This is a genomic window from Streptomyces sp. NPDC050448 (assembly GCF_040655295.1).
Lineage (GTDB): Bacteria > Actinomycetota > Actinomycetes > Streptomycetales > Streptomycetaceae > Streptomyces.
Map to the genome: position 1 here is coordinate 273,445 of NZ_JBFAJR010000004.1, position 26,568 is coordinate 300,012.

Annotated in this window: 22 protein-coding genes and 1 riboswitch; of the genes, 2 read left to right on the plus strand and 20 right to left on the minus strand. The window is 71.6% G+C overall.

Annotated features, from left to right (window positions below; translation table 11 throughout):
• Positions 1-207 precede the first annotated feature (207 nt).
• Positions 208-2,250, minus strand: coding sequence for a M4 family metallopeptidase (locus AB0I68_RS07995; RefSeq protein WP_363176351.1), 2,043 nt, complete (start codon positions 2,248-2,250; stop codon positions 208-210).
• Positions 2,251-2,706: 456 nt separating this feature from the next.
• Here AB0I68_RS07995 and AB0I68_RS08000 point away from each other — a divergent pair, with 456 nt between their 5' ends.
• Positions 2,707-4,113 (plus strand): S53 family peptidase, encoded by a 1,407-nt coding sequence (locus tag AB0I68_RS08000; RefSeq protein WP_363176352.1) that lies wholly within the window; start codon positions 2,707-2,709, stop codon positions 4,111-4,113.
• A gap of 86 nt (positions 4,114-4,199) precedes the next feature.
• Here the strand turns inward: AB0I68_RS08000 and AB0I68_RS08005 are convergent, their stop codons facing one another.
• The 4 genes from AB0I68_RS08005 to AB0I68_RS08020 all read right to left on the minus strand — a co-directional run bounded on the left by AB0I68_RS08005 (position 4,200) and on the right by AB0I68_RS08020 (position 7,663).
• The gene (locus AB0I68_RS08005) at positions 4,200-4,325 is read right to left on the minus strand and encodes a hypothetical protein (RefSeq protein ID WP_363176353.1); all 126 of its coding nucleotides are present in this window, start codon (positions 4,323-4,325) and stop codon (positions 4,200-4,202) included.
• A gap of 85 nt (positions 4,326-4,410) precedes the next feature.
• A complete protein-coding gene (locus AB0I68_RS08010) occupies positions 4,411-5,646 on the minus strand; it encodes an MBL fold metallo-hydrolase (RefSeq protein WP_363176355.1) in 1,236 nt (411 codons plus the stop codon).
• A 166-nt stretch (positions 5,647-5,812) separates the two neighbouring features.
• Positions 5,813-6,595, minus strand: coding sequence for an SGNH/GDSL hydrolase family protein (locus AB0I68_RS08015; RefSeq protein WP_363176356.1), 783 nt, complete (start codon positions 6,593-6,595; stop codon positions 5,813-5,815).
• A gap of 168 nt (positions 6,596-6,763) precedes the next feature.
• On the minus strand, positions 6,764-7,663 hold the full coding sequence (locus AB0I68_RS08020; protein ID WP_363176357.1) for a LysM peptidoglycan-binding domain-containing M23 family metallopeptidase: 900 nt from the start codon (positions 7,661-7,663) through the stop codon (positions 6,764-6,766).
• A gap of 4 nt (positions 7,664-7,667) precedes the next feature.
• Positions 7,668-7,876: riboswitch (cyclic di-AMP (ydaO/yuaA leader) on the minus strand.
• Between the two features lie 317 nt (positions 7,877-8,193).
• On the opposite strand from AB0I68_RS08020, the gene AB0I68_RS08025 reads away from it, so the two are divergent.
• Positions 8,194-8,976 carry a tyrosine-protein phosphatase gene (locus AB0I68_RS08025; RefSeq protein ID WP_363176444.1) on the plus strand — a complete coding sequence of 261 codons (783 nt, stop codon included), beginning with the start codon at positions 8,194-8,196 and terminating at the stop codon, positions 8,974-8,976.
• Positions 8,977-9,001: 25 nt separating this feature from the next.
• Here AB0I68_RS08025 and AB0I68_RS08030 read toward each other — a convergent pair whose 3' ends face one another.
• The 15 genes from AB0I68_RS08030 to AB0I68_RS08100 form a co-directional block, all read right to left on the minus strand.
• Positions 9,002-10,405 (minus strand): aspartate aminotransferase family protein, encoded by a 1,404-nt coding sequence (locus tag AB0I68_RS08030; RefSeq protein ID WP_363176358.1) that lies wholly within the window; start codon positions 10,403-10,405, stop codon positions 9,002-9,004.
• Positions 10,402-11,433 (minus strand): adenosyl-hopene transferase HpnH, encoded by a 1,032-nt coding sequence (gene hpnH, locus AB0I68_RS08035; protein ID WP_363176359.1) that lies wholly within the window; start codon positions 11,431-11,433, stop codon positions 10,402-10,404. The genes AB0I68_RS08030 and hpnH overlap by 4 nt, the downstream gene beginning before the upstream one ends.
• Before the next feature lie 5 nt (positions 11,434-11,438).
• Positions 11,439-12,116, minus strand: a complete 678-nt coding sequence (locus AB0I68_RS08040; RefSeq protein WP_363176360.1) for a 1-hydroxy-2-methyl-2-butenyl 4-diphosphate reductase — start codon at positions 12,114-12,116, stop codon at positions 11,439-11,441.
• Positions 12,116-14,044: a squalene--hopene cyclase gene (gene shc / locus AB0I68_RS08045; RefSeq protein ID WP_363176445.1), complete on the minus strand. Its 1,929-nt coding sequence runs from the start codon at positions 14,042-14,044 to the stop codon at positions 12,116-12,118. Before shc ends, AB0I68_RS08040 begins: the two co-directional genes overlap by 1 nt.
• A 377-nt stretch (positions 14,045-14,421) precedes the next feature.
• Complete coding sequence (locus AB0I68_RS08050) at positions 14,422-15,576, minus strand: polyprenyl synthetase family protein (RefSeq protein ID WP_363176361.1); 1,155 nt, start codon at positions 15,574-15,576, stop codon at positions 14,422-14,424.
• Entirely contained in the window at positions 15,573-16,958 is a 1,386-nt protein-coding gene (gene hpnE, locus AB0I68_RS08055; protein ID WP_363176362.1) for a hydroxysqualene dehydroxylase HpnE, read from the minus strand. Before hpnE ends, AB0I68_RS08050 begins: the two co-directional genes overlap by 4 nt.
• Positions 16,959-17,223: 265 nt before the next feature.
• Complete coding sequence (gene hpnD / locus AB0I68_RS08060; protein ID WP_363176363.1) at positions 17,224-18,183, minus strand: presqualene diphosphate synthase HpnD; 960 nt, start codon at positions 18,181-18,183, stop codon at positions 17,224-17,226.
• An 8-nt stretch (positions 18,184-18,191) separates the two neighbouring features.
• The gene (gene hpnC / locus AB0I68_RS08065) at positions 18,192-19,121 is read right to left on the minus strand and encodes a squalene synthase HpnC (protein ID WP_363176446.1); all 930 of its coding nucleotides are present in this window, start codon (positions 19,119-19,121) and stop codon (positions 18,192-18,194) included.
• A gap of 343 nt (positions 19,122-19,464) precedes the next feature.
• Positions 19,465-20,247, minus strand: a complete 783-nt coding sequence (locus AB0I68_RS08070; RefSeq protein ID WP_363176364.1) for an ABC transporter ATP-binding protein — start codon at positions 20,245-20,247, stop codon at positions 19,465-19,467.
• Entirely contained in the window at positions 20,240-21,175 is a 936-nt protein-coding gene (locus tag AB0I68_RS08075; RefSeq protein WP_363176365.1) for an ABC transporter permease, read from the minus strand. Before AB0I68_RS08075 ends, AB0I68_RS08070 begins: the two co-directional genes overlap by 8 nt.
• Before the next feature lie 96 nt (positions 21,176-21,271).
• Complete coding sequence (locus tag AB0I68_RS08080) at positions 21,272-22,165, minus strand: glycosyltransferase (RefSeq protein ID WP_363176366.1); 894 nt, start codon at positions 22,163-22,165, stop codon at positions 21,272-21,274.
• Positions 22,162-22,941, minus strand: a complete 780-nt coding sequence (locus tag AB0I68_RS08085) for a CDP-alcohol phosphatidyltransferase family protein (protein WP_363176367.1) — start codon at positions 22,939-22,941, stop codon at positions 22,162-22,164. Before AB0I68_RS08085 ends, AB0I68_RS08080 begins: the two co-directional genes overlap by 4 nt.
• Positions 22,919-23,980 (minus strand): iron-containing alcohol dehydrogenase family protein, encoded by a 1,062-nt coding sequence (locus AB0I68_RS08090; RefSeq protein ID WP_363176368.1) that lies wholly within the window; start codon positions 23,978-23,980, stop codon positions 22,919-22,921. Before AB0I68_RS08090 ends, AB0I68_RS08085 begins: the two co-directional genes overlap by 23 nt.
• Positions 23,968-24,720, minus strand: a complete 753-nt coding sequence (locus AB0I68_RS08095; protein WP_363176369.1) for a phosphocholine cytidylyltransferase family protein — start codon at positions 24,718-24,720, stop codon at positions 23,968-23,970. Before AB0I68_RS08095 ends, AB0I68_RS08090 begins: the two co-directional genes overlap by 13 nt.
• Complete coding sequence (locus AB0I68_RS08100; RefSeq protein WP_363176447.1) at positions 24,717-26,498, minus strand: DUF5941 domain-containing protein; 1,782 nt, start codon at positions 26,496-26,498, stop codon at positions 24,717-24,719. Before AB0I68_RS08100 ends, AB0I68_RS08095 begins: the two co-directional genes overlap by 4 nt.
• Positions 26,499-26,568 lie beyond the last annotated feature (70 nt).

Sequence of the window (26,568 nt, forward strand, 5' to 3'; positions counted from 1 at the left end):
CGGTGCTTCGCGGCCCGGGACACCGCCACTTCGGCGAGCCCCCGGCCGGTGGGCGTGCTGGACGCGATCCTCGCCGCTGCGGAAGCCGGGTCGGGTCCGGATGCCTGAGAAACGGATGCCTGAGAAACGGCGATGCCCGGAGCCTTGGGGCTCCGGGCACCTTTGCGCCTTTGCAGCTTTGTGCGCTTCAGGTCATGCGTCGGGTGGTCAGAAGGTGAGCTTGAAGTCGGTGATCGTGCCGGTGTCCGCGGCGCCCTTGTCCTGGACCTTCAGCTTCCAGGTGCCGTTGGCCGCCACGGCCGAGGCGTTGACCGTGTAGGTCTTGTCCAGGTTCGCCGTGGAGTCCGAGGAGGAGTTCTGCAGGCGGTACGAGGTCCCGTTGGGCGCCACGAGGTCGATCTGGAGGTCACCGATGTAGGTGTGGGTGATCTTCACGCCGACCTTGAGGGCGCTCGGCGCGTTGCCGGTGACTCCGGTGACGCTGACCGACGAGGTGACCGCGGGGCCCGGGGAGTCCGGGATGGCCACGCGGGCCGTGCTCTCGAAGACGTTCCCCGGGGTGGTGGTGCCGCCGTTCGAACGGGCGCCCACGTTGATGGCGGCCCAGGCGTCGGTGATGTTGTTGACCTCGGGGCTGCCGGCGCCGTACAGCTCGGTGGCCGCGGCGATCGTGCCGTCACGGGCACCCGCGTAGTCCGTGCTGGAGTTGAACTTGGTGGTCAGCGCCTTGTACCAGATGAGCTGCGCCTTGTCCCGGCCGATACCGGTGACGGGCAGGCCGTCCGAGGTCGGCGAGTCGTAGTTGACTCCGTTGACCGTCTTGGCGCCGGAGCCCTCGGAGGCCAGGTAGAACCAGTGGTTCGCCGGGCCCGAGGAGTAGTGGACGTCAAGGTTGCCGACGCCCGAGTACCAGGCGTCCGCGGACGAGCCGTCCTTGCTCGGCTTGTCCATGTAGCGCAGCGGTGTGCCGTCGCCCCGGATGTTGATCTGCTCGCCGATGACGTAGTTGCCCGGCGCGCTGGGGTTGTTGGCGTAGAACTCGACCGAGGTGCCCATGATGTCGGAGGTCGCCTCGTTCAGGCCGCCCGACTCGTCGCTGTAGTTGAGGCCGGCGGTGGCGGCGGTGACGCCGTGCGTCATCTCGTGGCCGGCGACGTCCAGCGAGGTCAGCGGGTCGTTGTTGCTCGTTCCGTCGCCGTACGTCATGCAGAAGCAGCCGTCGTCCCAGAACGCGTTGACGTACGCGTTTCCGTAGTGGACCCGGGAGTAGGCGGCGACGCCGTCGCCCCGGATGCCGGAGCGGCCGAGGACGTTCTTGTAGAAGTCCCAGGTGACCCCGGCGCCGTAGGCGGCATCGGCGCCCGCGGTGGCGGCGCTGGAGTTGGCTCCGGTACCCCAGGTGTCGGTGGACTGAGTGAAGAGCGAGCCCGTACCGGACGTACCGTGGTTCAGGTTGTACGTCTTGTGGCCGCCGCGGCCCGCGTCGTTCATCGTGAAGCTCGTACCGGACGTCGAGGTGCCGAGCGTGACCTGACCGCTGTAGTGGGTGTTGCCGACACCGGTCTCGATGCCCTGCCACTGGTGGAGCTTCGCGCCGGTCTTGGCGTCGGTGATGACGTGGAGCTGGTTGGGGGTGCCGTCGTCCTGGAGCCCGCCGACGACGGTCTCGTAGGCGAGGGTCGGGACGCCCTTGGCCATCCACACGACCTTGCGGGGCGCGGCGTCGGCCTTGTCGGCCTTGGAGCCGACCGCCTTCGCGGCGTCGAGGGCCTGGGTGGAGGCGGCGGCCGGAGCGTCGGCCGGGGCGGCGGTGGAGACGCCGGCCAGCTGGGCGTTGGACGCCTTGCTGACGCTCTGCGTCCGGTCGGCCGCCGTGCGGTTGACGACCAAGTCGCCGCCGAGGACCGGGAGTCCCTCGTAGGTGCGCTCGTACCGGGTGTGGGTGGTACCGTCCTGGTCCTTGACCACATCGTGGACGAGGAGCTTCTCCTGGGAGGAGAGGTTGAGCTCCTTGGCCGTGGCGGCCGTGGTGCTCTGGGCCTTGGATATGAGCTCGGCGCGCTGGGACGGGGAGAGCTGCGCGGGCAGCGCGCCCGGGTTGCGTACCGGCTGGCCCTTGGGGGCGGCGGCGTTCGCGGATCCGTCGGGCTGCGCGCTGGCGCTGCCTGCCTGGACACCTACGGTGAGCAGGGCGGCTGCGGCGAGCAGGGCACCAGTGGCGGTGGCGTTACGCCGATGCGTGGACTTCACGCGGGACTCCTTCTGCGTGTGGGGGGTGAACCGGACGGCTGGGTGACGCCGGCCGGGCAGAGCGTGCGGAGCTGTTCCGTGCGGGGATGGGGAGAGAGTGCCAGCGATCGCGATCTTTGTCAGGAGCGCGTCATGAATTGGCCGAATCGAGTCCGAAAATCGATGTTCGACGTGCGCTGAGCGGACACTCCGGGGTGGCGGCCGGTCGACCCGGCGTGCCCAACAGGGCTGACCCGGGGCTGGACTTGCTCCGGCGGGCCGGTCGGCCGGCCGGGGGACGGGGCCGCCGGCGCACGCCCGCAACCGTGGCGGTGGAGGCGGCCGTGGAGGCGGCGTACTGCGCATTCAGGTAAAGCGTTCGACATCAAGCGTCAAACACTCTTGTCCTGCACATGACTTGCCGAGTGAGATCGCGGAAGCCGCTCTGCGCGGCGCCACCCCCCAAGGAGTCTGCACATGCATCCAGTTCGTCGTACGTGGCCGCGTTCCGCAGCCGCAACGGCCGCTGCCGCCGGCCTCGCGCTCACCGCGATGGCGGCCGCCCCCCTGACCGGGACCGGTACCGGGACCGCGACGGCCTCCGCGCACACCTCCGCGATCCCGCGCACCATGGCCCGTCCGGCCGTCGCGGGACACCAGCTGATCCGCTCGGTGGGCAGCCCGCTCACCATCGAGGAGTGCCGGACCAAGTGGAAGATCGCCTGCTACACCCCGCTGCAGTACCGCGAGGCGTACAACCTGAACCCGCTGTACAAGGCGGGCATCACCGGTAAGGGCCGCACGATCGTCATCGTGGACTCCTTCGGCTCGCCGACCGTCCAGCACGACCTGGACGTCTACAGCAAGCAGTTCGGGATACCCAGCACCAAGGTGCAGGTCGTCAAGTGGGGCAACGTCCCCGCGTGGGACCCGAAGAACGCCGACATGCTGGGCTGGGCCGGCGAGACGACCCTCGACGTGGAGATGGCGCACGCGGTGGCGCCGGACGCGAAGATCGTCCTGGTCGAGACGGCGGTCGCCGAGACCGAAGGCACCACCGGCCTGCCGGAGATGATGGACGCCGAGAAGTCCCTGATCGACCGCGGCATCGGCGATGTGATCACGCAGAGCTTCGGTGCGACCGAGAACACCTTCCCCGGCTTCGACAAGGGCGACTTCTCCAGCATCAAGAACCTGCGCTACGCCTTCGAGGCCGCCGCCCGCAAGAACGTCACCGTGCTCGCCTCCTCCGGCGACGGCGGAGCCACCGACTACAACGCGGACGGCAGCGCCTACTACGACCACCCCGTCAACTCCTGGCCCTCCTCGGACCCGCTGGTGACCTCGGTCGGCGGCACCCAGCTGCACCTGAACGACGCGGGCAAGCGGACCGCCCCCGAGAGCGTCTACAACGACAACGGCGCGGGCGGCGGCGGCCAGTCACACGTGTTCAGCCGTCCGGCCTTCCAGGACGGCGTCAAGAACATCGTCGGCGAGCGGCGCGGCACCCCGGACATCTCGATGGCCGCCGCGGTCGACGGCGGCGCGTGGATCTACTCCAGCTACGACCCGGCGGCCACCGGCTGGGACGTCTCCGGTGGCACCAGTGAGTCCAGCCCGCTGTTCTCCGGCATCGTGGCCCTGGCCGACCAGGCCGCGGGCAAGCGCCTGGGGAACATCCACGAGGCGCTGTACTGCCTGTTCGGGCGCTCCGCCTATGACCGTTCCACCGGCATCGTGGACGTCAACGACGGTACGAACAACAGCTACCAGGGCGTCACCGGCTACACCGCGGTGAACGGCTACGACATGGCCACCGGCGTCGGCACGCTCGACGCGGCCCGCTTCGTGCCCGCCCTCGCCCGCGAAGGACGGCACGGCTGACGGTCTGCCGCCTACGGCCCGGCACGGGTGCGCTGCCTCTTCTTCGGGCAGGGCAGCGCACCCGTGCGCCTGCGCGTACGGTCCCGTCAGCCTCGGAGCACCGTGCGGGACACCACGTTGCCCAGCCGTTGCGCCGACTGCACGAGCACGATCAGGACGAGCACCGTCACCACCATCACCGAGGTGCCGAAGCGCAGACAGCCGTACGCCATCGCCAGGTTGCCGACGCCGGCATCACCGCGGCGGGGGTCAGCCTGACCCGTAACCGAGCGGCCTGCTCCAGCTCCGCAGCCGGCGTCACCGCTCGCCCGCAAGGTCCAGATCCCCGGCCCGGGGCTCGCTCGACGGGAGATCCACCGCCTTCGGGCGACGCCACGGGTGCGCGATGGGAGTGGAGACCGGGCGCCACCACGGGTCCGCGGGCAGCACTCCCGCGGGCTCGAAGGGCTCGCCGGGGCGGGGGACGGCCACCGGCTGCCCGGCCTCCTCGGCAGCGTCGACCGTCCACTCGCCCGGCTCCGCCCAGGCATGGAGGGCAAGACTGAAGGTGCCCCAGTGGATCGGCAGCATCACGCCATGCGGCTTGGATCCTTGCAGGTCAAGGTGTGCTTGGACGCCTTCCTGGGGGGTCATGTGGATGTCCGGCCACCCGCCGGGCAGCGGGGTGTAGTCCGTGTGGTTCTCGGGCCAGTACTCCGAGTAGGCCCCGATCTGGATCATCGTGGCGTCGAAGGGTCCGTGCTCGGCGCCGATCTCCCCGAACCCGGGGAAGTAGCCGGTGTCCCCGCTGTGGAAGATCCGGTGCTCGTCGCCCGCGACGACCCATGAGGCCCACAGGGTGTTCTGCTCGTTGCGCAGGCCGCGCCCGCAGAAGTGCCGCGCCGGGGTGGCCGTCAGCGAGAGCCCCGCGATCTTGGTGCTCTCGTTCCAGTCGAGCTCGCGCAGCCGGTCCGGCGACACCCCCCAGTGCTCCAGGTGGGCGCCGACGCCGAGCGGAACGGCGAAGACCGTGTCCGTGCCGGCCAGCTCCTTGATGGTCGGCAGGTCGAGGTGGTCGTAGTGGTCGTGCGAGATCACCACGGCGTCGACCGGCCCCAGCGAGGCCAGTGGTACGGGTACGGGGTGCAGCCGCTTGGGCCCGGCGAACGGGAAGGGAGAGCACCGCTCACCCCATACCGGATCGAACAGCACCCGCCGCCCGTCGATCTCCGCGAGCACGCCGGAGTGCCCCATCCAGGTCAGGCGCAAGCCGCTGACCGGCGGCTTCGCCAGCTCCGCGAGCGTGGTCGGGTACACGGGGATCGGCGCTCCCGGCTTGCGCCGGGTCCGCTGCTCCTTGTGGAAGTAGATCTTGGCGAACTCCGCCATGGAGCCGGAGGGCCTGGTCCGGGCCCCGACCGGGTTCTGGAACACACCGTCGGCGAAGTTCGGCGAGCGGCGGATCCGCTCCAGGCGTGCGCCGGACGGATCCGCGCCGAAGGCTTCGGGCCGCAAGGCGCGCAGCCGTGGACGCAGGGGACGGGAGCCGGTCAAAACGCCTCCTGGGAGGGTGGGGCGGATGGGGCGGACGGGCGTGAAAGACCGTACTGGTTTCCGGTCCATCACCATGCCAACGCGCACCGGCCCCGAAGGATTCCGCCGCGCGCCCCCGTCCTCCTACCCGCGTCCCGCCCTCCTTCCACACCCCTCCCGCGCCGGGCTACAGCGGCAGCAGGTCCGGACGCTTCGCCTCCACGTGGTCCCCGGAGGACTCCCCGCGCAGCCGCCGCCCGATCCACGGCACCAGGTGCTCCCGCGCCCACTGGATGTTGTCCCGGGTCACGTCCACCGAGCCGCGCGGCTGTTGCGGCGGCCACGGCTGGTCGGGGTCGGCCGGCACCTCGAGTCCCAGCACCTGGGCGGCGCGCAGCGCGACCCGCGTGTGCCCCTCGGGCGAGAGGTGGAGCCGGTCGTCGTCCCAAGCGCGCCGGTCCTGTACGGACTTCAGCGACCAGAGGTCGAGCACCGGGCAGTCGTAGCGGTCGGCGATGGCGCGCACATGCGCGCTGTACGTCGCCACCTTGCCCCGCAGGTGCTTGAGGACCGGTACGCCACGGGTGTCGAAGCCGGTGGTGATCATGACGTGGCCGACGGCTCCGGTGAGGTCGGCGACGGCCGCCTCGAACCGCTCCGCCACGTCGTCCGGGTCGCTGCCGGGCCGGATGATGTCGTTGCCGCCGGCGCAGAAGCTCACCAGGTCCGGCGCGAGTTCCTTGGCCCGGGGGACCTGTTCGGCCACGATCTGGTCGAGGAGGCGCCCCCGCACGGCCAGGTTCGCGTACCGGAATTCGTGTTCCTCGCGCTGATCGGCCAGGAGTACGGCGAGCCGGTCCGCCCAGCCGAGAAAGGTGTCCCCGGGCCCCGGGTCCCCCACACCCTCGGTGAAGCTGTCCCCGATCGCCGCGTACGAGCCGATGGTCTTGAGTGTCGTCGTCGCTGCCACGGGACCCCATACTTCACCCCGGTACGTGACCTACGCCACCGTAGGCAGGGGTTGACGGGCCGTGATCTATACCACCCGGTCGGTTCGGAATAACAAGGCGTGAGGCCGGGACCCCCCTCGGGTCCCGGCCTCACGTGTCCGGTTGCCTCTCTCCGACGGCGGGAGCCGTCAGATGCTCACGCCCTTGGAGCGGAGGTAGGCCAGCGGGTCGATGTCCGAGCCGTAGGACGGCCCGGTGCGGATCTCGAAGTGCAGGTGCGGGCCGGTCGAGTTGCCGGTGGAGCCGGAGAGGCCGATGGTCTGGCCGGCGGTGACGCTCTGGCCGACCGAGACGGAGAGCTGGGACAGGTGGCCGTACTGGGAGTACTTGCCGTCCGCGTGCCGGATGACGACCTCGTTGCCGTACGCGCCGCCCCAGCCGGCCGAGACCACGGTGCCCGCACCGACGGCCCGGACGGTGGTGCCGGAGCTCGCGATGAAGTCGACACCGGTGTGGTAGCCGCTGGCCCACATGGCGCCGGGGGTCTTGTACTGGGTGGAGATCCCGCCGCCGCCGGCGACGGGGGCGACGAAGCCGGCGGCGCTGACCGTGCCGGCGGCGGACTGGGCGGCGCTCTTCTTGGCGGGCGCGGGCGCGGGGGCGGCCGGAGCCGGCGCGGACTCCGCGGCCGGGGCCGCCTCGCCCTTCGCACCGAGGGTCAGCTTCAGCCCGGGGTGGATCAGCGAGGGGTTGGTGCCGACGGCCTCGCGGTTGTCGGCGTACAGCTGCTGCCAGCCGCCGGAGAGGTGGCGGTCCTGAGCGATCTTGGAGAGGTAGTCGCCCGGCACGACGGTGTAGACGGCCGGAGCGCCCTGCGCCGCAGCGGCGGGCACGGCCCGCAGCGCCGCCGGAGCCTGCGGGGCCCGCACGGGAGCCGCGGCGGGAGCCGCCGTCGGGGCGGCGGCCGCGTGGGCGCCGGCGGCACCCAGCAGAGGCAGCGCGAGGGCCGCACCACCGGTGCCTGCGACGGCGAAACCGCGCGCCATGGAACGGGACTTGGGACGGCGGTGCTTACCCTTTGCAGGCATGGCGAATTCCTCTCCGTCGCCTGCGAGGTGAGCTGTCGGGTTCGGACTGGAGATGTCCGGCCGCACATGAACGGACCATGTACGGCTTCACCCCGAGCTGCGCCGATACAAAGATCGGAAAACAGCGGCTTACCTGGTTCCCCCGCTCCTGCCGCGCGCGTCAATAGTCGGGTGCGGTTTCCGGACGGCGGCAGGATTCGGCGGTCCATCCGGATCGATCGCGAAGGTAATCCAGCCCGGCCGCACGGAACAAGCCATGAATTTCCTGACGGATTCACAGGGCGGGGAGTTCGGCGGAATTCCGGTCACCCTCCGTCCATACCCCGCCGCCAACAACCGCCCCGGCCGGGCCATTCGACTTTGACGATCAGGCACTCACGGTCACCGTATGATCTGGCTCACGGGGCTGCGCCCGATCTCGCCTCCGGTGATGGCAAGTTGGTCTCAAGTAGCGTAATTCGGACATCCCACGACGATGCGGAGGAGTTCCCGTGACCCAGCAGATACCCCAGCCCCCGCGGACGGAGCCCATGCCCGAGCCGGAGCTGGCCGGAGTGCGCAACTTCCGCGACGTGGGCGGCCTCCCCGCCACCGACGGGCGGAGGGTCAAGCCGGGACGACTGTTCCGTAGCGGACATCTGGCACATGCCACCGAAACCGATGCAGAATTCCTCGCATCGCTCGGCCTCCACACGATTTTCGACTTCCGCAACGGCGCCGACCATGCCGTGGAGGGACTCGACGTCGAGCTCCCCGGCGTCCGGAACGTCAACATCCCGCTGTCGGATCCGGCCGACGGCAAGGAATTCTGGACGATGGTCCGCAACGGCGGCCTCGAGCAGCTCCGCGGAATCCTGGGCGACGGAAAGGGCGCCGCCCGGATGGCCCACTCGTACCGCTCGATGGTCAGGCACCGCACCACCGAACACAGCCGGGTCGTGCACGCCCTCGCCGAGGACAGCCTTCCGGCGCTCATGCACTGCGCGGCCGGCAAGGACCGGGCCGGCCTGTCGATCGCCGTCACCCTGCTCGCGCTGGGTGTCGAGCGCGAGGCGATCGTGGCGGACTACCTGGAGTCCAACGCCCCGCACCGCCGGTACCGGGTGCGCCGCGGCAGCGACGCCCCCGAGGCCCACTCCCCCGAGGTGATGGAGCTGCTCGCCCCGCTCTTCGACGCCCGCGCCGAGTACCTGACGGCGGCCTTCGACGCCATCGACGAGCACTGGGGCGGTGTCGAGCGGTACCTGGCCGAGGGCCTCGGGCTCACGCCCGAGACCCTCGGCCGGCTGCGGGACCGGCTGCTCGACCGGTAATCCGGCCGAGCGGCGGAGCAGGCCGTCAGCCGCCGCCGACGGCCTGCTTCACCAGCGTCCTGCCGAAGTCCCACATCAGCCCGCCGCCGCCGTGCGCCTCGTCCATGACCTCGCGGAAGGCGCCGACGAACCGGTCGACGTCCCGCTCGTCCACGATCAGCGGCGGGATGAGCTTGATGACCTCCAGATGATCACCGGACACCTGTGTCAGGATCCGGTGCTTCTGCAGCAGCGGAACCACGACCATCTGGGCGAAGAGCCCCTTGCGGGCCGCCTGGAGCATGGCCCACCGGCTGCGCAGCCCCAGCGAGGACGGCCGCCCGAACTCGATGCCGATCATCAGGCCGCGCCCCCGTACCTCGTGGAGCAGCTCGTACTCGTCCACGAGCGCCGCGAGCCGCCCGCGCAGCAGGTCGCCCATCGCGCGGGCGTTCGCGACCACCGACTCGTCCTCCATGACGCAGAGCACCGCCAGCCCGGCCGCCATCGCCTGCGCGTTGGATCCGAAACTGGCGGAGTGCACCAGCACGCGGTCCATGGACGAGTAGACCTTCTTGAAGATCCAGTCCTTGCCCAGGGTCGCGCCGACGGGCACATAGCCGCCCGACAGGGCCTTGGCCACACACACCAGATCCGGCTCCACGCCCGGCTCGTGCTGGTACGCGTAGAAATCCCCGGTCCGGCCGAGGCCCGTCTGCACCTCGTCCGCGATCAGCAGCGCCTTGTGCCGGTGCAGCAGCTCCTGCGCCGCGAGCAGGAACCCGGGCGGGGCCGCGAGCACGCCCTTGCCCTGGACCGGCTCGACGACGAAGGCGGCGACGTCGCCCCGCTTCAGTTCCCGCTCCAGGGCGGCCAGGTCCCCGAGGGCGATCTTCGTATCGGGCAACAGCGGCGCGAAGCCGTCCCGGAAGCCGCCCTCCCCGTTGACCGAGAGCGAGCCCGTGGTCAGCCCGTGGAAGGCGTGGTCGCAGTAGAGGACCCTGGGCCGCCCGGTGGCGTACCGGGCGAACTTCAGGGCGGTCTCCACGGCCTCGGTGCCGCTGTTGCCGAAGAAGACCCGGTCCAGGTGCGGGCTGTACGAGAGCAGCTTCTCCGCCAGCAGCCCGGGCAGCGGCTGGCAGTCGAACCGGGTCAGATCGGCGAGCTGGGCGTCCAGGACGTCGTGCAGGGCCTGGCGGACCACCGGGTGGTGCCGGCCCAGGCCCATCACTCCGAACCCGGCCAGCATGTCCAGGTAGTCGTTGCCGTCGGCGTCCCAGAAGTGCGCGCCCTCGGCCCGTACGTAGACCTTGTCGAAGCCGATCGTGTGCAGCATCCGCGGCAGCTGGTGGTTGAGGTGCCGCGCGTGCAGCTCGTACCGCTCCGCGCCGCGCTCGGCCAGCAGGGCGCCGAGGTCGAAGCCCTTGCCCCCTCCCGACGCGGGCGTCATGCCGACTTGTCCCGGTTGCCGCCGAGGGTCTCGCGGGCCGCGCGCAGGGACTCCTTGAGGGAGCCCATGGTGGCGAGGACGGCGGTGGGCTCGTAGCCGCAGTGCGCCATGCAATTCGCGCAGCGCGGGTCCTTTCCGCGGCCGTACTTGCTCCAGTCGGTTTCCTCGATCAGCTCCCGGTACGTCGGCACGTAGCCGTCGCTCATCAGATAGCAGGGGCGCTGCCAGCCGAAGAGGGAGTAATTGGGAATGGCCCAGGCGGTGCAGGGGAAATCTGCCTTGCCCTCCAGGAAGTCGAGGAAGAGCGGGGAGTGGTTGAGCCGCCAGCGCCCCCGGTTTCCGCCCGCGAAGGCCTTCTTGAAGAGTTCCCTGGTCTGTTCGACGCCGAGGAAGTGCTCCTGGTCGGGGGCCTTTTCGTAGGCGTAGGCGGGAGAGATCATCATTTCGTCGACCTTGAGGTCGTCATTGAGGTAGTTGAGCACCTCGATGATCGTCTGCGGGGTGTCGGTGTTGAAGAAGGTGGAGTTGGTGGTGACCCGGAACCCGCGCTTCTTCGCGTCCTTGATGGCGGCGACCGCCTCGTCGAAGACGCCTTCCTTGGCCACCGACTCGTCGTGCCGCTCGCGCAGCCCGTCGATGTGCACGGCGAAGGCGAAGTACGGGGACGGGGTGAACTTCTCGATCTTCTTGCGCAGCAGCATCGCGTTGGTGCAGAGGAACACGTACTTCCGCCGGGCCACCAGCTGCCGCACGATCTCGTCGATCTGCGGGTGCATCAGGGGTTCGCCGCCCGCGATGGACACCATGGGCGCGCCGGACTCCAGGACGGCACCGACCGCCTGGGCGACCGGCATGCGCTGCTTGAGCACGCCGGCCGGGTGCTGGATCTTCCCGCACCCCTCGCAGGCCAGATTGCAGGCGTAGAGCGGCTCCAGCTCGACGATCAGCGGGAACTTCTCACGCTTGCGGAGCTTCTGTTCGAGAAGATACGTCCCGACCCTGATGGACTGTCGCAGTGGCATGGCCATCTGGCTCACCTCCTGGGGAGCAGCAAAGAACGGTGCCAGTCATGAAACGCGGGCAGTACGGCACGCAGTACGCGGAACGCCGATATTCCACCGCGGAGCGTGCCGATACGGACGAGCTCGTGCTCCGGAGCGTCCACGATCACCCGGACGGCCGCAACCGGACGGTTCCGGCCACCCGCGGCGGCCCGGGTGGCCGTCCACAGGGTGGCCGCGGACTCCATGTCGACCGCGATGGCGCCGGTGGCGCGCAGCTGGGCGCGCTCCTGGCCGCGGACGACGTGGTCGGATCCGGTCAGTGCGCCGATGTGCACGGCCTGGCCCGGAGCGGCCCGGGCCAGTGCCTCGGCGAGCAGGGCGGTGCCGGCGCAGGCGACGGCGCCCCGCGGATCCCGGGTCTCCTCGGCGACGACCAGGTCGCCCGGGCTCATCCCGGGGACCAGCCCGGCGCAGAACCCGGTGGCGAGGACGAGGGCCCGGTGCAGCCGCGGCTCGGCGAGCGCCCGGCCGACGGCCCGCTCGGCGGCGCGCGGGCCCATGCCCGTACGCAGGACGGCATGGCCGGGTTCGGGGCGCGCGGCGCCGCGGCCGCCGCCGCTGCGCAGGGCCGCCTCCTCGATGCGCAGGGCGCAGGCGACCAGCAGCGGGGCGGGCGGCTCGGGTCCGCCGGCCCGGGCGGCGGCCATCAGGCCTCCCCGGGCGCGAAGGGTTCCCCGTACAGGTAGCGACCGAGCGCGGTGAGCGGGAACACCTGCCGGTACAGGTGGTAGTTGATGGAGAAGTCCCAGGGGAAGCCGGTGCCGGTGAAGTACGGCTCGTCCCATGAGCCGTCCGCCCGCTGGGTCTCCACCAGGTAGCCGATGCCCCGCTCGACGGCCTTGCCGTCCCGCTCCCCCGCCGAGAGCAGGGCCATGAGCGCCCAGGCGGTCTGCGAGGCGGTCGAGGCCCCCTTTCCGGCCCACGCCGCGTCCTTGTACGAGCGCTGGTCCTCGCCCCACCCGCCGTCCCCGTTCTGTACGGATTCCAGCCAGCGCACGGCCCGCCGGATCGCGGGATGCTCCGGGGCGATCCCGGCGGCGGTCAGGGCCGGGACCACCGACCCGGTCCCGTACACGTAGTTGGTGCCCCAGCGGCCGAACCAGGCGCCACCCGGCTCCTGTTCGGCGAGCAGCCAGGCGATGCCGCGCCGGGTCCGCGGGTCGGCCGCCTTGCCTTCGACGGCGAGCATCTCCACCACGTGGGCGGTGACGTCGGCGGACGGCGGGTCGATGACCTCGCCGAAGTCGCAGAAAGGCAGCCGGTTCGGGAAGGGGCTGGTGTTGTCGGCGTCGAAGGCGCCCCAGGCACCGTTCCTGGACTGCATGCCGAGGTTCCAGGAGACCCCGCGGGCGATGGCCGCCTCGACCCTGGCCGGCTCCGGGTGGGCGATCCGGCGCAGGGCGAGGACCACCTCGGCGGTGTCGTCGATGTCGGGGTAGGTGTCGTTGTGGAACTCGAACGCCCAGCCGCCGGGGGCGAGTCCGGGCCGCCGGACCGCCCAGTCGCCGGTGCGGACGATCTCCTCGCCGAGCATCCAGTCGGCGGCCTTCACCAGGGCCGGGTGGTCGGGCGGCAGGCCCGCGTCGGCCAGGGCGATGGCGGCGAGGCAGGTGTCCCAGACCGGGGACTGGCAGGCCTCGACCATCCGTGCGCCGTCCTCGCGCCACACCGCGAACCGGTCCAGGGACTCCAGGCCCGCCCGCATCACCGGGTGCGCGAGGTCGTACCCGAGCAGGTGCAGGGCGATGACGGAGTACACGGCGGGCGGCTGGATCCCGCCCCAGCAGCCGTCGTTCTCCTGCCGCTCGATGATCCAGCGGGCGGCGGTGTCCATCGCGGCCTTGCGCAGCCGGCGCGGGGCGAACCGGCGGTAGGCGTGCAGGACCTTGTCCATCCGCTGGAAGGCGCCCTGCCAACTGGACAGCGGTGCAGGGCGGTTGGCGGGGTACGGGCGCCGCGCGTCGGTGTGCAGCTCGTCGAGCGCGAACGGGGCCGGGCGCACGGGGCGCTTCGCGGAGACCACGGTCAGCGGCACGATGGTCTGGCGGGCCCAGCAGCCGAAGTCGTAGATGTTCAGCGGTACCCACGGCGGCAGTAAGACCAGCTCGGGCGGGAGTTCGGGCAGATGGTCCCAGCTCCACCAGCCGAACAGGGCCAGCCAGATCCGGGTGAAGACGCGGGCGGCGGCGATCCCGCCGTGGGCCCGGATCCAGGCCGAGGCGCGGGCCATGTGCGGGGCGTCGGGCGCGTCGCCGGCGAGCCGCAGGGCGACGTACGCCTCGACGGTGGCGGAGAGTTCGGGGGGCCCGCCGTGGAAGGTGGCCCAGGTGCCGTCCTCGCGCTGCTCGCCCCGGATGAAGAGGGCGGCGGCCTGCGTGGTGGCCTCGTCCCGGATCCCGAGGAACTGCCGCAGCAGCAGGTCCTCGGCGTCCATGGTGACGTTGGTCTCCAGGTCGCCCTTCCACCACCCGGCCTCGTCCTGGCGCCTCAGCAGGTGCCGGGTGGCCCGCGCGGCGGCGTCCTGGGCGCCCTGCACCGTGTCCGGCGTGCCGTCCGGCGCCTCCCGCGGCTCCATCCCGAGCACCGGTCCCCGCCCGCCGCCGGGCCTGGTGTCCGCACCGGCGTCCGGCAGGATCCGGGCGGACCCGGCCCCCGGGCGGCCCCCGGCCTCCTGGCCGGGCGGCACGGCCGTCGCCGTACCGGCGGGCTCGCCCGGTCGGAACCGGGCGGCACCGCACACGCCCGGACGGGCGGCGGGGCCTGCGGGCTCCGGAGCGGGCGCGTTGTCAGCCGGGTCGGCGCCGGGGGTACCGGCGCCGTCGGTCGTCGCTGTCATGGCTTCCCCTTACGTGGCAGTTGTCCTCTGCTGTGCTGGGGTATGCCGTCGGCCGGAACCTCTGTCGGGTGGCGCCGGCCGGCGACTCGCGAGTCATATCCCTGCTCGGGTGGCGATCACCTCTTGCGCACGACGACGAAGTCGGCGAGGGCGACGAGCTGTTCGCGCACCCTCTGCGGCATGTCCACGTCGTCCAGCGCGCGGATGGCGATCGCGTGCTGGCGGCGTGCCTCCTCGGTGGTCCACTCGCGCCCGCCCGCGGCCTCGATGAGCGCGGCGCGGGCCGCGAACTCCTCCTCCGAGAAGTTCTCGAAGTCGTTGCTCTTGGCATCGGCGGCGAGCAGCTTCGCGAGCTCTTCGCAGGCGGGTCCGCCCGCCGCGAGCGCGGCGACGACCGGCAGGGACTTCTTGCGCTGGCGCAGGTCGCTCCAGGTCTGCTTGCCGGTGGACTCCGGGTCGCCCCAGATGCCGAGGAGGTCGTCGACGGCCTGGAAGGCGAGGCCGAGGTGGTAGCCGTACTCCTCCAGCTTGTCGGCCGTACGGTCGTCCGCGCCGCCGAGGACGGCGCCGATGGAGACCGCGCAGGCGAGCAGGGCGCCGGTCTTGTTGCCCTCCATCTCCAGGCACTCCTCGACGCTGACGCGCTCGCGGTGCTCGTAGGAGATGTCCTGGGCCTGGCCGTCGATGAGCTTGCGGCTGGCGGTGGTCAGCCGGCGCGCGGCGCGGCCCGCCTCGACGGTGCCGAGTTCCAGCAGCACCTCGTTGGCGAGGGCGAAGAGCGCGTCGCCGACCAGGATGGCCTGGGCCGGTCCGTGCACCTTCCACACCGTGTCGCGGTGGCGGCGCTGCTCGTCGCCGTCCATGAGGTCGTCGTGCAGCAGCGAGAAGTTGTGGACGAGCTCGACGGCGACCGCGCCCGGGATGCCGACCTCGGCCGCGACTCCCGCGGCCTCGGCGGAGAGCAGCGCGAGCGCGGGGCGGACGGCCTTGCCGCCGTCGCCGTCGGCCGCCTTGCCGTCGGCGTCGATCCAGCCGAAGTGGTAGGCGGCGACGGTGTCCATGGGCGCCGCGAGCCGGTCGACGGCGGCGCGGAGCACGGGAGTCGACAGCGCGCGGCCGCGCTCCAGGAGTGCGATCGTGTCCGCCTTCTCCACGCCGCCTCCGGCTGCGCCGTTGCCGGCATCCGTGTTCTCGACGGCCGGATTCCCCGGGTTCACTGGCTCTCCTCTGTTTCCTGTACGTGCTGTTCCGGTCGTGCTGATGGTCGTCATGCCGCCTCCTGCAGGGGGTGCTCGCGGTGGCGGCCGAGCGCGGCGAGTGCGGCATGTGCCGCGCTCAGTCCGCTGCGGACGGCGCTCTCCATCGTCGCGGGCCAACCGGTGGCGGTCCACGCACCGGCGAGGTAGAGGCCCGGCGTGTCGGTCTGCGCCCCGGGGCGCAGCCGGCCGACGCCGGGGGTGGGGGCGAACGTGGCCGTCCGCTCCCGGGTGACGAAGAAGTCCCGCACCTTGGCGCCCCGCGCGGCCGGCAGCAGCCGTTCCAGCTCGGGCAGGTACTTCGTGCGCAGCACCGAGACGGGCTCGTCGATGTCGTCCTGGGCGACCGACTGGGACAGCGCCAGGTACTGGCCGCCGTCGGGCAGCCCGGAGGCGTCCGTGCGGTCGAAGACCCACTGGACCGGGGAGCCGAGCGCGGCGAAGAAGGGCTGCTTGAGCACCTTGCGGTCGTAGACCACGTGCACGTTGAGGATGGGCGCCGTGCCGATGTCGAGGAGCTTGTCCGGGTCGGCGAGCGCGCCGGGCGGCAGCAGTCCGTGCGCCTCGCGCTGCGGGACGGCGAGGACGACCGTGCCGGCGTCGAGCGGCTCGCCCTCGGTGTCGACCCGCCAGTTCCCGTCCTGCGTACGGGAGAGGGAGGTGACGCGGGTGCGCAGTTCGGTGCGTACGCCGGCCGCGTCGAGCGCCTTGCGGGCGAGGGTGTCGTGCAGGTCGCCGAGCGGGACCTTGGCCCAGCCGATGTCGGCGGCGCCGTTCTCGGAGAGCAGGCCGGTCTTGAAGACCATGGCGGCCAGGCCCAGCGAGGACTGGTCGGCGGTGGCGTTGAGCGTGGCGATGCCGACGAGGTCCCACAGGGCCTCGATGGTGCGCGGGCTCTGGCCGTACCGCCGGAGCCAGGTCGCGAAGTCCAGGCCGTCCAGCGCCGGGTCGGCCGGGTCGAGCCGGCGCAGCGCGAGGGCGGCGCGGCCGACGCTCACGCGCTCGGCGAGCGAGAGGTGCGGGTAGCGCGCCAGGGAGCCCGCCAGGTGCAGCGGTACGGGCAGGGCGCTGCGGCGCAGCCGGCCCAGGCGCGGCCCGCCGGGGTGGGCGACGTCGAGTACGGGTACGTCCAGCCGGTCCTGCAGCGGTGCGAGGCCGGCGCCGTCGACGCGGTCGAGGAACCACCGGTAGGCGGTGCAGCAGCGCAGGTAGACGTGCTGGCCGTTGTCGACGGTGAGCTCGCCGCGCTTGAAGGAGAAGGCGAGTCCGCCGAGCCTCGGGCGGCCTTCGAGCAGGGTGACCTGCACTCCCGCGTCGGCGAGTTCGAGGGCGGCTGTCACGCCGGCGAGGCCGCCGCCGATGACGACTGCGCGGTTGCCGCTGTCGCTGCCGCTCATGCGCCCTCCCCGGTGCCGAGGCCTGCAGCGCCCTCCGGGAGAGACGCGGCCGCCCCGGCGGGGGTTGCGCCGGCGCCGGGTGCGGTTCCCGCCGCGAACGCCACCGTCCGGCGCGGCTGCGCAGCCCGCTGCGGCACGGCGGCGGACGCCATGGCACGGCAGACGGGTCCGGGCGCGCCGGTGCGCGGCGGCCGGGCGCGGCCGGGGTCCCCTCCCGGCGGGGCCGCGGGTCCGCCGGGAGGGGACCCCGGGCGGGTCGGCGGGGTCACATCCGCCTCCGCGTGCTCTGGCGTGAGATGGTCCGCGCGTCGAGGCCGGACAGGCCGCGCACGGCGACGTACGCCTTCTCGTGCGTGGGCAGCGAGACGCGGCCGCGGAGCACGGCCTCGGGCTCCCGCTCGATGCGGTCGAGGAGGCGCCGGTAGATGCCGGCCATGGCGGCGACGCAGGCGCCGCTGCGCCGGTCGAGCATGGGCAGCAGCCGGTAGCCCTCGACGAACAGGGCGCGGGCGCGCCGGACTTCGTGGTGGACGAGCCCGGCGAAGTCGGCCCCGGCGGGGGCCCGGTCGCCGTGGAAGCCGTCGGAGCAGCCGAACTTGGCGAGGTCCTCTGCGGGCAGGTAGGTGCGCCCGTTGCCGGCGTCCTCGCGGACGTCGCGCAGGATGTTGGTGAGCTGGAGGGCGAGGCCGAGGGTGTCGGCGTACTCGTCGGCGCGCGCCGCCTCGGATGCGCCGAGGCCTTCGGTGTTCACCGTGCCGAACACGCCGAGCGAGAGCCGCCCGATGGCTCCGGCCACGCAGCGGCAGTAGACCTTGAGGTCGTCCCAGGTCTCGTAGGTCTCGCCGCGGACGTCCATCAGGACGCCGTCGATGAGCTCGTCGAGGCCGCCGAGCGGGATCGGGAAGCGGCGGGCCGCGTGGGCGAGGGCGACGGCGACGGGGTCGGTGTCGTCCTCGTCGATCTCCCCGGCCCGGATCCGGCCGAGGAGGGCGCGGGTCTCCTCGAGCCGGGCCAGCTTGGCCTCGGGGGCCAGCGTGCCGTCGCCGATGTCGTCGACGCGCCGGGAGAAGGCGTACAGCGCGGACATCGCCTGCCGCTTGTCGGAGGGCAGCAGCCGGATGCCGTACGCGAAATTGCGCGCCTGCGAGCCGGTGACGGCCTCGCAGTAGCTGTAGGCCGCCAGGACCGGTGCGGACGGTGCGGACGTGTGTGCGGAACCCTCCACGGTCGGGCTCACCCCTTTCTCGGCGCTGTGCGCAGGACGGCGGCCACCTCGCGGAGCAAACCGCTCCTGGTGGGCTTGGGCGGGCCGGGGAGTACGTCGAAGCCGGCGGCGGTGACGGCTCGCAGGGCGGCACGCCCTCCTCCCACGAAGCCCGCGAGCAGCAGCCGGAGCCTGCCGTGCACGCTACCCACGAGCGGGGTGCCTTCATTCAGGAGGTCGCGGGCGCGTTCGGCTTCGAACGCGACCAGGGACCGTACGGACGCGCCGGCGCGGTGGGCCTTGAGGTCGGCCTCGCCCACGTGGAAGCGGCGCATGTCCTCGGCCGGGAGGTAGATCCGGCCCCGGCCGAGGTCCTCCGCGACGTCCTGGACGTGTTCGACGATCTGCAGGGCGGTGCAGACGGCGTCGGAGCGGCGGATCCGCTCGGGGGTGCTGGTGCCGGTGAGGGACAGCACGAGGCGGCCGACCGGGTTCGCGGAGAGCTCGCAGTACGCGAGCAGGTCGCCGTACGTCTCGTAGCGCGTGACGCGCTGGTCCTGGCGGTTGGCCTCGATGAGCCCGAGGAAGGGCTCGGGGGTGAGGCCGTGGGCGCGGACCACGGGCCGGAGCTCCACCAGGAGGGGATGGCGCGGCGGCCCGTCGGTGGCGCCGAAGACGCGATGCAGGTCCGCCTCGAGGGCGTCGAGCATGGCGAGCCGGTCGTCCGCCGCGGCGGGGTCGAGGCCGAGGAGTACGGCGTCGTGCCCGCCGGGGGCGAGATCGCCGTCACCGATGTCGTCGACCAGGCGGGCGTACCCGTACACCGCCATCAGGCCGTCGCGCCAGGCGCGGGGGAGGAAGGACGGGGCGACGGGGAAGTTCTCCGTCCGCGCCTTGCCGAGGGTGGCGCGCGCGTGGGCGTCGGGGGCTGTGGGGGCCGCGTCCCGCCGGGTCCGGATACCGTGCCCGGGGGTCACCGCCCGCCACCCGCGCGGGGGACGGCCTCAATGCCTGGGGGCCGGAGAATTCCCGTAGCCATTGCCGTCACATCTCCCGTTCTACACTGCCGACCCAATACATCCTATTTCGGACACGCCGCCGGACTTTCCCCGGGGTATCCCAGGCCGTTCACCTGCGGGGAATCGTCCCCTCTGACCGCGATTGAGGCCTGCTCCAGCTTACGCTGTACAACGTCGCGGCAGCCTCTCGGGTATTCACTCCGCTACCGAATGTCGGCGCCGGACGTCCTGGGCATGCCGAAGCCCCCGCCGCTCGAGGCGACGGGGGCCGGCACGGGCCGCGTCAGGCGCTGGACGCCCTCTCGTAGGCCGAGACGACTTCTTCGGTGGGCCCGTCCATCAGCAGTTCACCCTTCTCCAGCCACAGCACACGGCTGCAGGTGTCGCGGATGGACTTGTTGTTGTGGCTCACCAGGAAAACGGTTCCGGCATGCTTGCGCAGTTCGCGGATGCGCTCCTCGGAACGCACCTGGAACTTGCGGTCACCGGTCGCCAGGGCCTCGTCGATCATCAGAACGTCGTGGTCCTTCGCCGCCGCAATGGAAAATCGCAGGCGTGCGGCCATACCGGACGAGTACGTGCGCATCGGAAGGGAGATGAAATCGCCCTTGTCGTTGATGCCCGAAAAGTCGACGATGTCGTCGTAGCGCTCCCGGACCTGCTCGCGGCTCATTCCCATCGCGAGACCGCCGAGGACCACGTTGCGCTCACCGGTGAGGTCGTTCATCAGTGCGGCGTTGACACCCAGCAGCGAGGGCTGGCCGTCGGTGAAGACCTTGCCCGACTCGCAGGGCAGCAGACCGGCGATGGCGCGCAGCAGGGTGGACTTGCCGGAGCCGTTGGAGCCGATGACGCCGATGGCCTCGCCGCGGTACGCCGTGAAGGAGACGCCGCGCACGGCGTGGACCCGGCGGACGCCCGGCGCATCGCCCTTGCCCCGGCGCATTATCTTGCTCAGCGCCGCGGTGGCGCTGCCCTTGCCGGTGCTGCCGGTGTTGACGCGGTAGACGATGTGCACGTCGTCGGCGATGACGGTGGGGACGTTGCCCCGGTTGATCTCAGCCACGGCCGTAACGCTCCTCAGCCTTCCAGAAGTACACGAAACCACCGAGGCCGATCACGACGGCCCAGCCGACGGCGAAGGCCCAGACGTGCGGCGGGAGGTTGTGCCGGCCGTAGTCGTCGATCAGCGCGTACCGGATCAGGTCCATGTAGATCGCGGCCGGGTTCCACTGGAGCACGTCCGTGACCCACGCGGGCACGTGCCTGTCCCTGAGCGCCCCGCTGATCGAGAACATGACGCCCGAGGCGTACATCCACGTACGCGTGATGAACGGCATCAGCTGCGCGAGGTCGGGGGTCTTGGAACCCATCCGCCCGAAGACGAGCGCGAGGCCGGTGTTGAAGACGAACTGGAGCGCCAGGGTCGGAATGACCAGCAGCCAGGACAGCTTCGGGTAGTTGCCGAAGGCGACCGTGACGATCACCACGACGATCATCGAGTACAGCAGCTGCTGGAGCTGCTGCATCGAGAAGGAGATCGGCAGGGAGGCGCGCGGGAAGTGCAGGGCGCGGACCAGGCCGAGGTTGCCGGGGATGGCCCGGACTCCCGCCATCAGAGAGCTCTGGGTGAAGGTGAAGACGAAGATGCCCGTCACCAGGAAGGGGATGTAGACCCCCTTCGCCATGCCCCGGCCCGCGTTCATGATCAGGCCGAAGATCAGGTAGTACACCAGCGCGTTGAGCAGCGGCGTCGCCACCTGCCAGATCTGGCCGAGCCGCGCCTCGCTGTACTGGGCCATCAGCTTGGCCCGGGAGAACGCCATGATGAAGTGGCGCCGGTCCCAGAGCTGCCGCACGTACTCGGACAGGGTCGGCCGGGCGCCGCTGACGGACAGGCCGTACTTCCTGGCGAGCTCCGCGGGGGCAAGTCCCGCGTCTTCGGACGGCGGCTTGCTCGTGGCGAGGGCGCCATCCTGGGTTGTGTCACTCACAAGATGAAACTTTCCGTCTTCAAGATGCGGCAGAAGGTGGCATCGGGCCTGGGGCGCTCGGCCCGTGATCGCGTCATGTTCTCAGACGCGACCGTGTCAGATGACAGGCGGTCGGCCCAGCCGGGTCAGCCGCCAGACCGTGCGCCACCTCATGGGGCGCCGGGGACCGCAGGGGGTGGTCCATCCCTCTGCGAACCCGCCGAACCAGGCCTTGAGCGCCGGTACCGACGGTCTGCGCAGGAGCGTCAGCACAAGCCAGACGCCCAGGTAGACCGGGACCAGCGGGGCGGGCAGGTTACGGCGGGCGAGCCACACCCGGTTACGGGCCACCATACGGTGGTAGACCGCGTGCCGGGAGGGGGCGGTCTTCGGATGCAGGAGCACCATGTCCGCCCGGTAGTCGATCAGCCACCCTGCGTCGAGCGCCCGCCAGGCGAGATCGGTCTCCTCGTGCGCGTAGAAGAACTCCCCCGGCAGCGCTCCGACCTGCTCGAACACCGTGGTGCGGACGGCGTTGGCGCCGCCCAGGAAGGTGGTCACGCGAGAGGAGCGCATCGGGTCCGAGGCGCGCAGCCGGGGCACGTGCCGGCGCTGGGTCTCGCCGGACTCCGGATCGGCGATCCGGAAGCTGACGATCCCGAGCTTCGGGTCCTCGGCGAAGGCCTGCCGGCACAGCTCGGCGGTGTCGGTGCGCTCCAGCAGACCGTCGTCGTCGAGGAAGAGCAGGGCGTCGACCTCGCTGCCGCCCGGGCCGAAGGCCTCGATGCCGACGTTGCGGCCGCCGGGGATGCCCAGGTTCTCGGGCAGGGAGACCGTGCGCACACCGGCCGACAGGCCCTCCAGGCCGGTGACATCGACGCCCTGGCCGACGACGACGACCTCGATCGGGTCGCCTTCCTGGCGGGCCACCGAGTCGAGGAGCGCCTTCAGCTCGTCGGGGCGGTTGCCCATGGTGATGATCACGGCGCCCAGCCGCATCGGCGTCGTCACTTGAGCCTGCTGGAGGCCAGGATCGACACCAGGTGCAGCACCGTCTGGAGCATGGCGATGCCGGCCAGCACGGCCACACCGAGCCGGGAGTAGAACAGGTCGCCCCGCATCTGGTCCAGGACGGCCAGCAGCAGGATGAGCAGCGACGCCTCTATGCCGAGGACGAGCCGGTGGAACTTCAGCGCGGACGCGGCCCGGCGGGCGAGCGCCATGCCGGACGAACGCGGCTCGGCGGCGGCTTCCGCGACCGGCGGCTTCCCGGTCTGGTGCCGGGCGACGCCGACCAGGTCGGTCTCGGCCTTGATCAGGATGGCGCCGAGCGCCGCGAGGGTGCCGAGGAAGGCCCACAGCCAGTCGATCCGGCCGCCGCCCCACAGATCGCAGGCGCGCAGGCCGAAGCCGACCAGGACCGCCGCGTCGCACAGGTAGGCGCCGACCCGGTCCAGGTACACCCCGGAGAGCGAGAACTGCTTCTTCCAGCGGGCGACCTCGCCGTCGACGCAGTCGAGCAGCAGGTACAGCTGGACCATCACCACGCCGAGGACGGCGCCCCAGATGCCCGGCACCAGCAGCGCCGGCGCGGCCAGGACACCGGCGAGGGTCATCACGTACGTCAGCTGGTTGGGCGTGACCTTGGTGGTCACCAGGACGCGGGTGATGCGCAGGGAGATCTCGCGCATGTACAGGCGACCGCCCCAGTGCTCGCCACTGCGCCGGTCCTTGACGCCCGGCGGGTGAACGACGGGCCGGAGTTCAGCTACGGATGGTCTTGGCATAGTCGGCGTATGCGTCCCTGATCTCGACTGCGGACAGATTGAGGTGCTCCAGGATCGTGAAACGTCCCGGGCGGGTCTGGGGGGCGTACTCGACGGCCGCGACGAACTCGTCCACGCTGAACCCGATCTCGGCGGGCAGCACGGGCAGTCCGTGGCCGCGCATCGACTCGACGAAGAGCCCGGACTGCTCCTTGGCGCCGCGCAGGTACATCGCGAAGGCGGCGCCGATGCCGACCTGCTCGCCGTGGAGCGCGGAGCGTCCCGGGTAGAGCAGGTCGAAGGCGTGGCTGATCTCGTGGCAGGCGCCGGACGCCGGCCGGGTGTCCCCGCTGATCGACATGGCGATGCCGGTCAGCACGAGGGACTCGGAGAGCACCGTGAGGAAGTCGTCGTCGCCGCAGCCGCCGGGGTGGCGCAGGACGGCTTCGCCGGCCGTACGGGCCATCGCGGCGGCCAGGCCGTCCACGGGCTCCCCGGTGATCTTGTGCGAGAGCTCCCAGTCGGCGATGGCCGAGATGTTGGAGAGCGCGTCGCCGATGCCGGAGCGGACGAACCGCACCGGGGCCTCGCGGATCACGTCGAGGTCGATGACCATCGCGATCGGCGTGGGCACGCCGTAGGAGCCGCGGCCGTTGTCGTTGTCCAGCGTGGCCACCGGCGAGCAGATGCCGTCGTGCGCCAGGTTGGTGGCGACGGCCACCATCGGCAGCCCGACGCGCGCCGCGGCGTACTTCGCCACGTCGATGATCTTGCCGCCGCCGAGGCCGACCACGGCGTCGTAGCGACGGCCCTTTATGTCGTCGGCCAGCTTGACCGCGGAGTCGATGGTGCCGTCGACGACCGGGTACCAGTCGGCGTGCGGCAGTACGGGCTCCAGCTTGGCGCGGAGCACCTGGCCGGAGCCGCCGCTGATCGCGATCGCCAGCTTGCCGGACGCCGAGATCCGCTGGTCGGCCAGGAGGCCGGCCAGGTCGTCCATGGCGCCGCGGCTGATGTCGACGACGACCGGGGAGGGGATGAGCCTCGTCAGTACTGGCATGCGATCGTCCGGCCCTTGGCGAGGTCGTCGTGGTTGTCGATCTCGACCCACTTGACGTCGCCGATGGGGGCCACGTCGATGACGAAGCCGTCGCCCACGAGCTGCTGGTAGCCGTCCTCGTAGTACAGGTCGGGGTCGCGCTCGAAGGTGGTCTTCAGGGCCTCGGCGAGCGCCTCGGCCGCCTCCGGCTCGATGAGGGTCACGCCGATGTACTCACCGGTGGCGTCGGACGGCTCCATGAGCTTGGTGATCTTCCGGACGCCCTTGTCGCCGTCGACGACGACCTTCATCTCCTCGTCGGCCAGGCTCTTGACCGTGTCGAGGGCGAGGATGATCTTCTGGCCGTTGCCGCGTGCGTCGAGCAGGGTCTTCTCGACGGAGACCGGGTGGACGGTGTCGCCGTTGGCGAGGATCACGCCCTGCTTGAGGACGTCACGGGCGCACCACAGGGAGTAGGCGTTGTTCCACTCCTCGGCCTTGTCGTTGTCGATCAGCGTGATCTTGACGCCGTACTTGGCCTCCAGGGCCTCCCGGCGCGCGTACACGGCTTCCTTGCGGTAGCCGACGACGATCGCGACCTCGGTGAGGCCGACCTCGGCGAAGTTGCCGAGGGTGAGGTCCAGGACCGTCAGGCTCTCCTCGTCGCCTTCGGGGCCGACGGGCACGAGGGCCTTGGGCAGGGTGTCGGTGTAGGGACGCAGGCGGCGTCCGGCACCGGCAGCGAGTACAAGGCCGATCATGCTGGTTCTCCTTCGTCATGTACGGCGGGTGCCCCGGAGGAGACCCAGAAGCGGATGCTCTCCACGAGCACCACGAGTGCCACGAACACGGCCAGGGCCGTGAGCGCGACGGGGAAGTCCGTAGCGCGCGTCGCCAGGACGGAGGCCAGGACCGCGGTGAGCAGCACCCGGCCTTCGTGGCCGCCGATCGTCCGCACCAGCCAGTGCGGGGGCGCGCCGGTGCCGCCGCGGATGCGGTACACCGTGTCGTAGTGATGGTAGGCGACCGCCGCGACCAGTCCGAATGCCGCGGGAAGGGCCCCGGGGACGTCCGCCTTGGCGGCGAGGATCAGCACGGTGGTGTACTCGGCGGCCCGGAAGACGGGCGGGACGAGCCAGTCGAGGGCGCCCTTGAGGGGGCGGGCGACGGCCGCTCCGGCGAGCACGGCGTAGAACACGGCGGCGATGATCACTTGGCGGGCGCCGAACTCGTACGCCCAGGCCGTCCACAGCAGGGCCGCCGAGCCGATCACGGCTGCGGCGATCCCGGCGCCGGGGGCCAGCCGGCCCACGACGCGGCCCGCGAGCTCGGCCAGCGGGCCCGAGTCGGCGAGGTCGGCCAGCGCCTGGGCGGCCCGGTCGGTCCGCTTGGCCTTGCGGGTCAGCGAGCGCAGCACCCGGCCGGCGGTGGTGTAGAGCGCGCCGAAGGCGCAGCCGACGAGCAGGGCGTAGAAGACGATCCGGGGGCTGGTGGCCGCGGTGAGCACCGCGATCATGGCCCAGCGCTCACCGATCGGCAGGATGATCATCCGCCGGACCCAGACCGTCCAGCCGACACTGTCGAGCTTGTCGGACAGCGCCGCCGTCGGGCTCGTATTGGCCGTGGCGTCGTGGTTGGCCTCGTTGAAGGCGAAGTCCACGACATGGCGGCAGGTCATCAGGATCATCGCGCCGAGCGCGAGGGCCCACACGTCGTCGCCGTTCCTGGCCGCGCCGAGCGCGAGGCCCGCGTAGAAGGAGTACTCCTTCGCGCGGTCGAAGGTCGCATCGAGCCAGGCGCCCATCGTCGAGTACTGGAGCGAGTAGCGGGCGAGCTGCCCGTCCGTGCAGTCCAGGACGAAGGAGACGAGGAGCAGCACGCCGGCGGCGACGTAGCCCCAGCGCTCGCCGGTGGCGGCGCAGCCGGCCGCGATCAGCGCGGTGATCAGCGAGGCGGTGGTGACCTGGTTCGGGGTCAGGCCGCGGCGCGCGCACCAGCGCGCGATGTAGCGCGAGTAGGGGCTGATGAAGAAGGTGGTGAAGAACCCGTCGCGGGACTTCACGGCGGTGCGCAGGCGCACGGCCTCGTCGTCCACGGCGGCGACGGCGGCGTCCGCCTCCGCGCGCTCCGCGTCGGTGGCGGGGACGGCGGCGACCAGAGTGCCGAGCTCGGGGCGCTGGACGGTGGTCCCGGCGGCCTCGACGGCGGCGGCGAGCCGGTCCGCGTACGGTCCGGCGCCGTCGGGCGCCAGGGCGGCGGCCTTGTCCAGGGCCGCACGGGCCGCGGGCTGGACCGCGAAGGCGCCGGTCACGGCACAGGCGTCGAAGCGCGGATCGGTCAGCGCGAGGCGCAGCGCGTGGACGTGCCCGACGAAGGCACTGTCGACGACGGCGACGCGCTGGTCGGCGGGTACGCCGGCCAGCACCGCGGAGGTGTCTTCGGGCCCGGCGGCCGAGCGGACGTCGAAGCCGAGGGAGCGCAGCTCGTCGTTAAGCGGTGATCCGGGGACCGGCAGGCCGGTGAGGATGACGGTCGACAGACGAACTCACTCCTTGCAGCGAACACTGGACGGGCGCCTGGTGGGGGCGGCGGCACGTCGGCAGAGGCTA

Coding starts and splice junctions, on each gene's coding strand:
- AB0I68_RS08000 (WP_363176352.1), top strand. CDS start 2,707: ATGCATCCAGTTCGTCGTACGTGGCCGCGTTCCGCAGCCGCAACGGCC.
- AB0I68_RS08005 (WP_363176353.1), bottom strand. CDS start 4,325: ATGGCGTACGGCTGTCTGCGCTTCGGCACCTCGGTGATGGTGGTGACG.
- AB0I68_RS08020 (WP_363176357.1), bottom strand. CDS start 7,663: ATGCCTGCAAAGGGTAAGCACCGCCGTCCCAAGTCCCGTTCCATGGCG.
- AB0I68_RS08025 (WP_363176444.1), top strand. CDS start 8,194: ATGCCCGAGCCGGAGCTGGCCGGAGTGCGCAACTTCCGCGACGTGGGC.
- AB0I68_RS08030 (WP_363176358.1), bottom strand. CDS start 10,405: ATGACGCCCGCGTCGGGAGGGGGCAAGGGCTTCGACCTCGGCGCCCTG.
- hpnH (WP_363176359.1), bottom strand. CDS start 11,433: ATGGCCATGCCACTGCGACAGTCCATCAGGGTCGGGACGTATCTTCTC.
- AB0I68_RS08040 (WP_363176360.1), bottom strand. CDS start 12,116: ATGGCCGCCGCCCGGGCCGGCGGACCCGAGCCGCCCGCCCCGCTGCTG.
- shc (WP_363176445.1), bottom strand. CDS start 14,044: ATGGAGCCGCGGGAGGCGCCGGACGGCACGCCGGACACGGTGCAGGGC.
- AB0I68_RS08050 (WP_363176361.1), bottom strand. CDS start 15,576: ATGACGACCATCAGCACGACCGGAACAGCACGTACAGGAAACAGAGGA.
- hpnE (WP_363176362.1), bottom strand. CDS start 16,958: ATGAGCGGCAGCGACAGCGGCAACCGCGCAGTCGTCATCGGCGGCGGC.
- AB0I68_RS08085 (WP_363176367.1), bottom strand. CDS start 22,941: ATGCCAAGACCATCCGTAGCTGAACTCCGGCCCGTCGTTCACCCGCCG.
- AB0I68_RS08090 (WP_363176368.1), bottom strand. CDS start 23,980: ATGCCAGTACTGACGAGGCTCATCCCCTCCCCGGTCGTCGTCGACATC.
- AB0I68_RS08095 (WP_363176369.1), bottom strand. CDS start 24,720: ATGATCGGCCTTGTACTCGCTGCCGGTGCCGGACGCCGCCTGCGTCCC.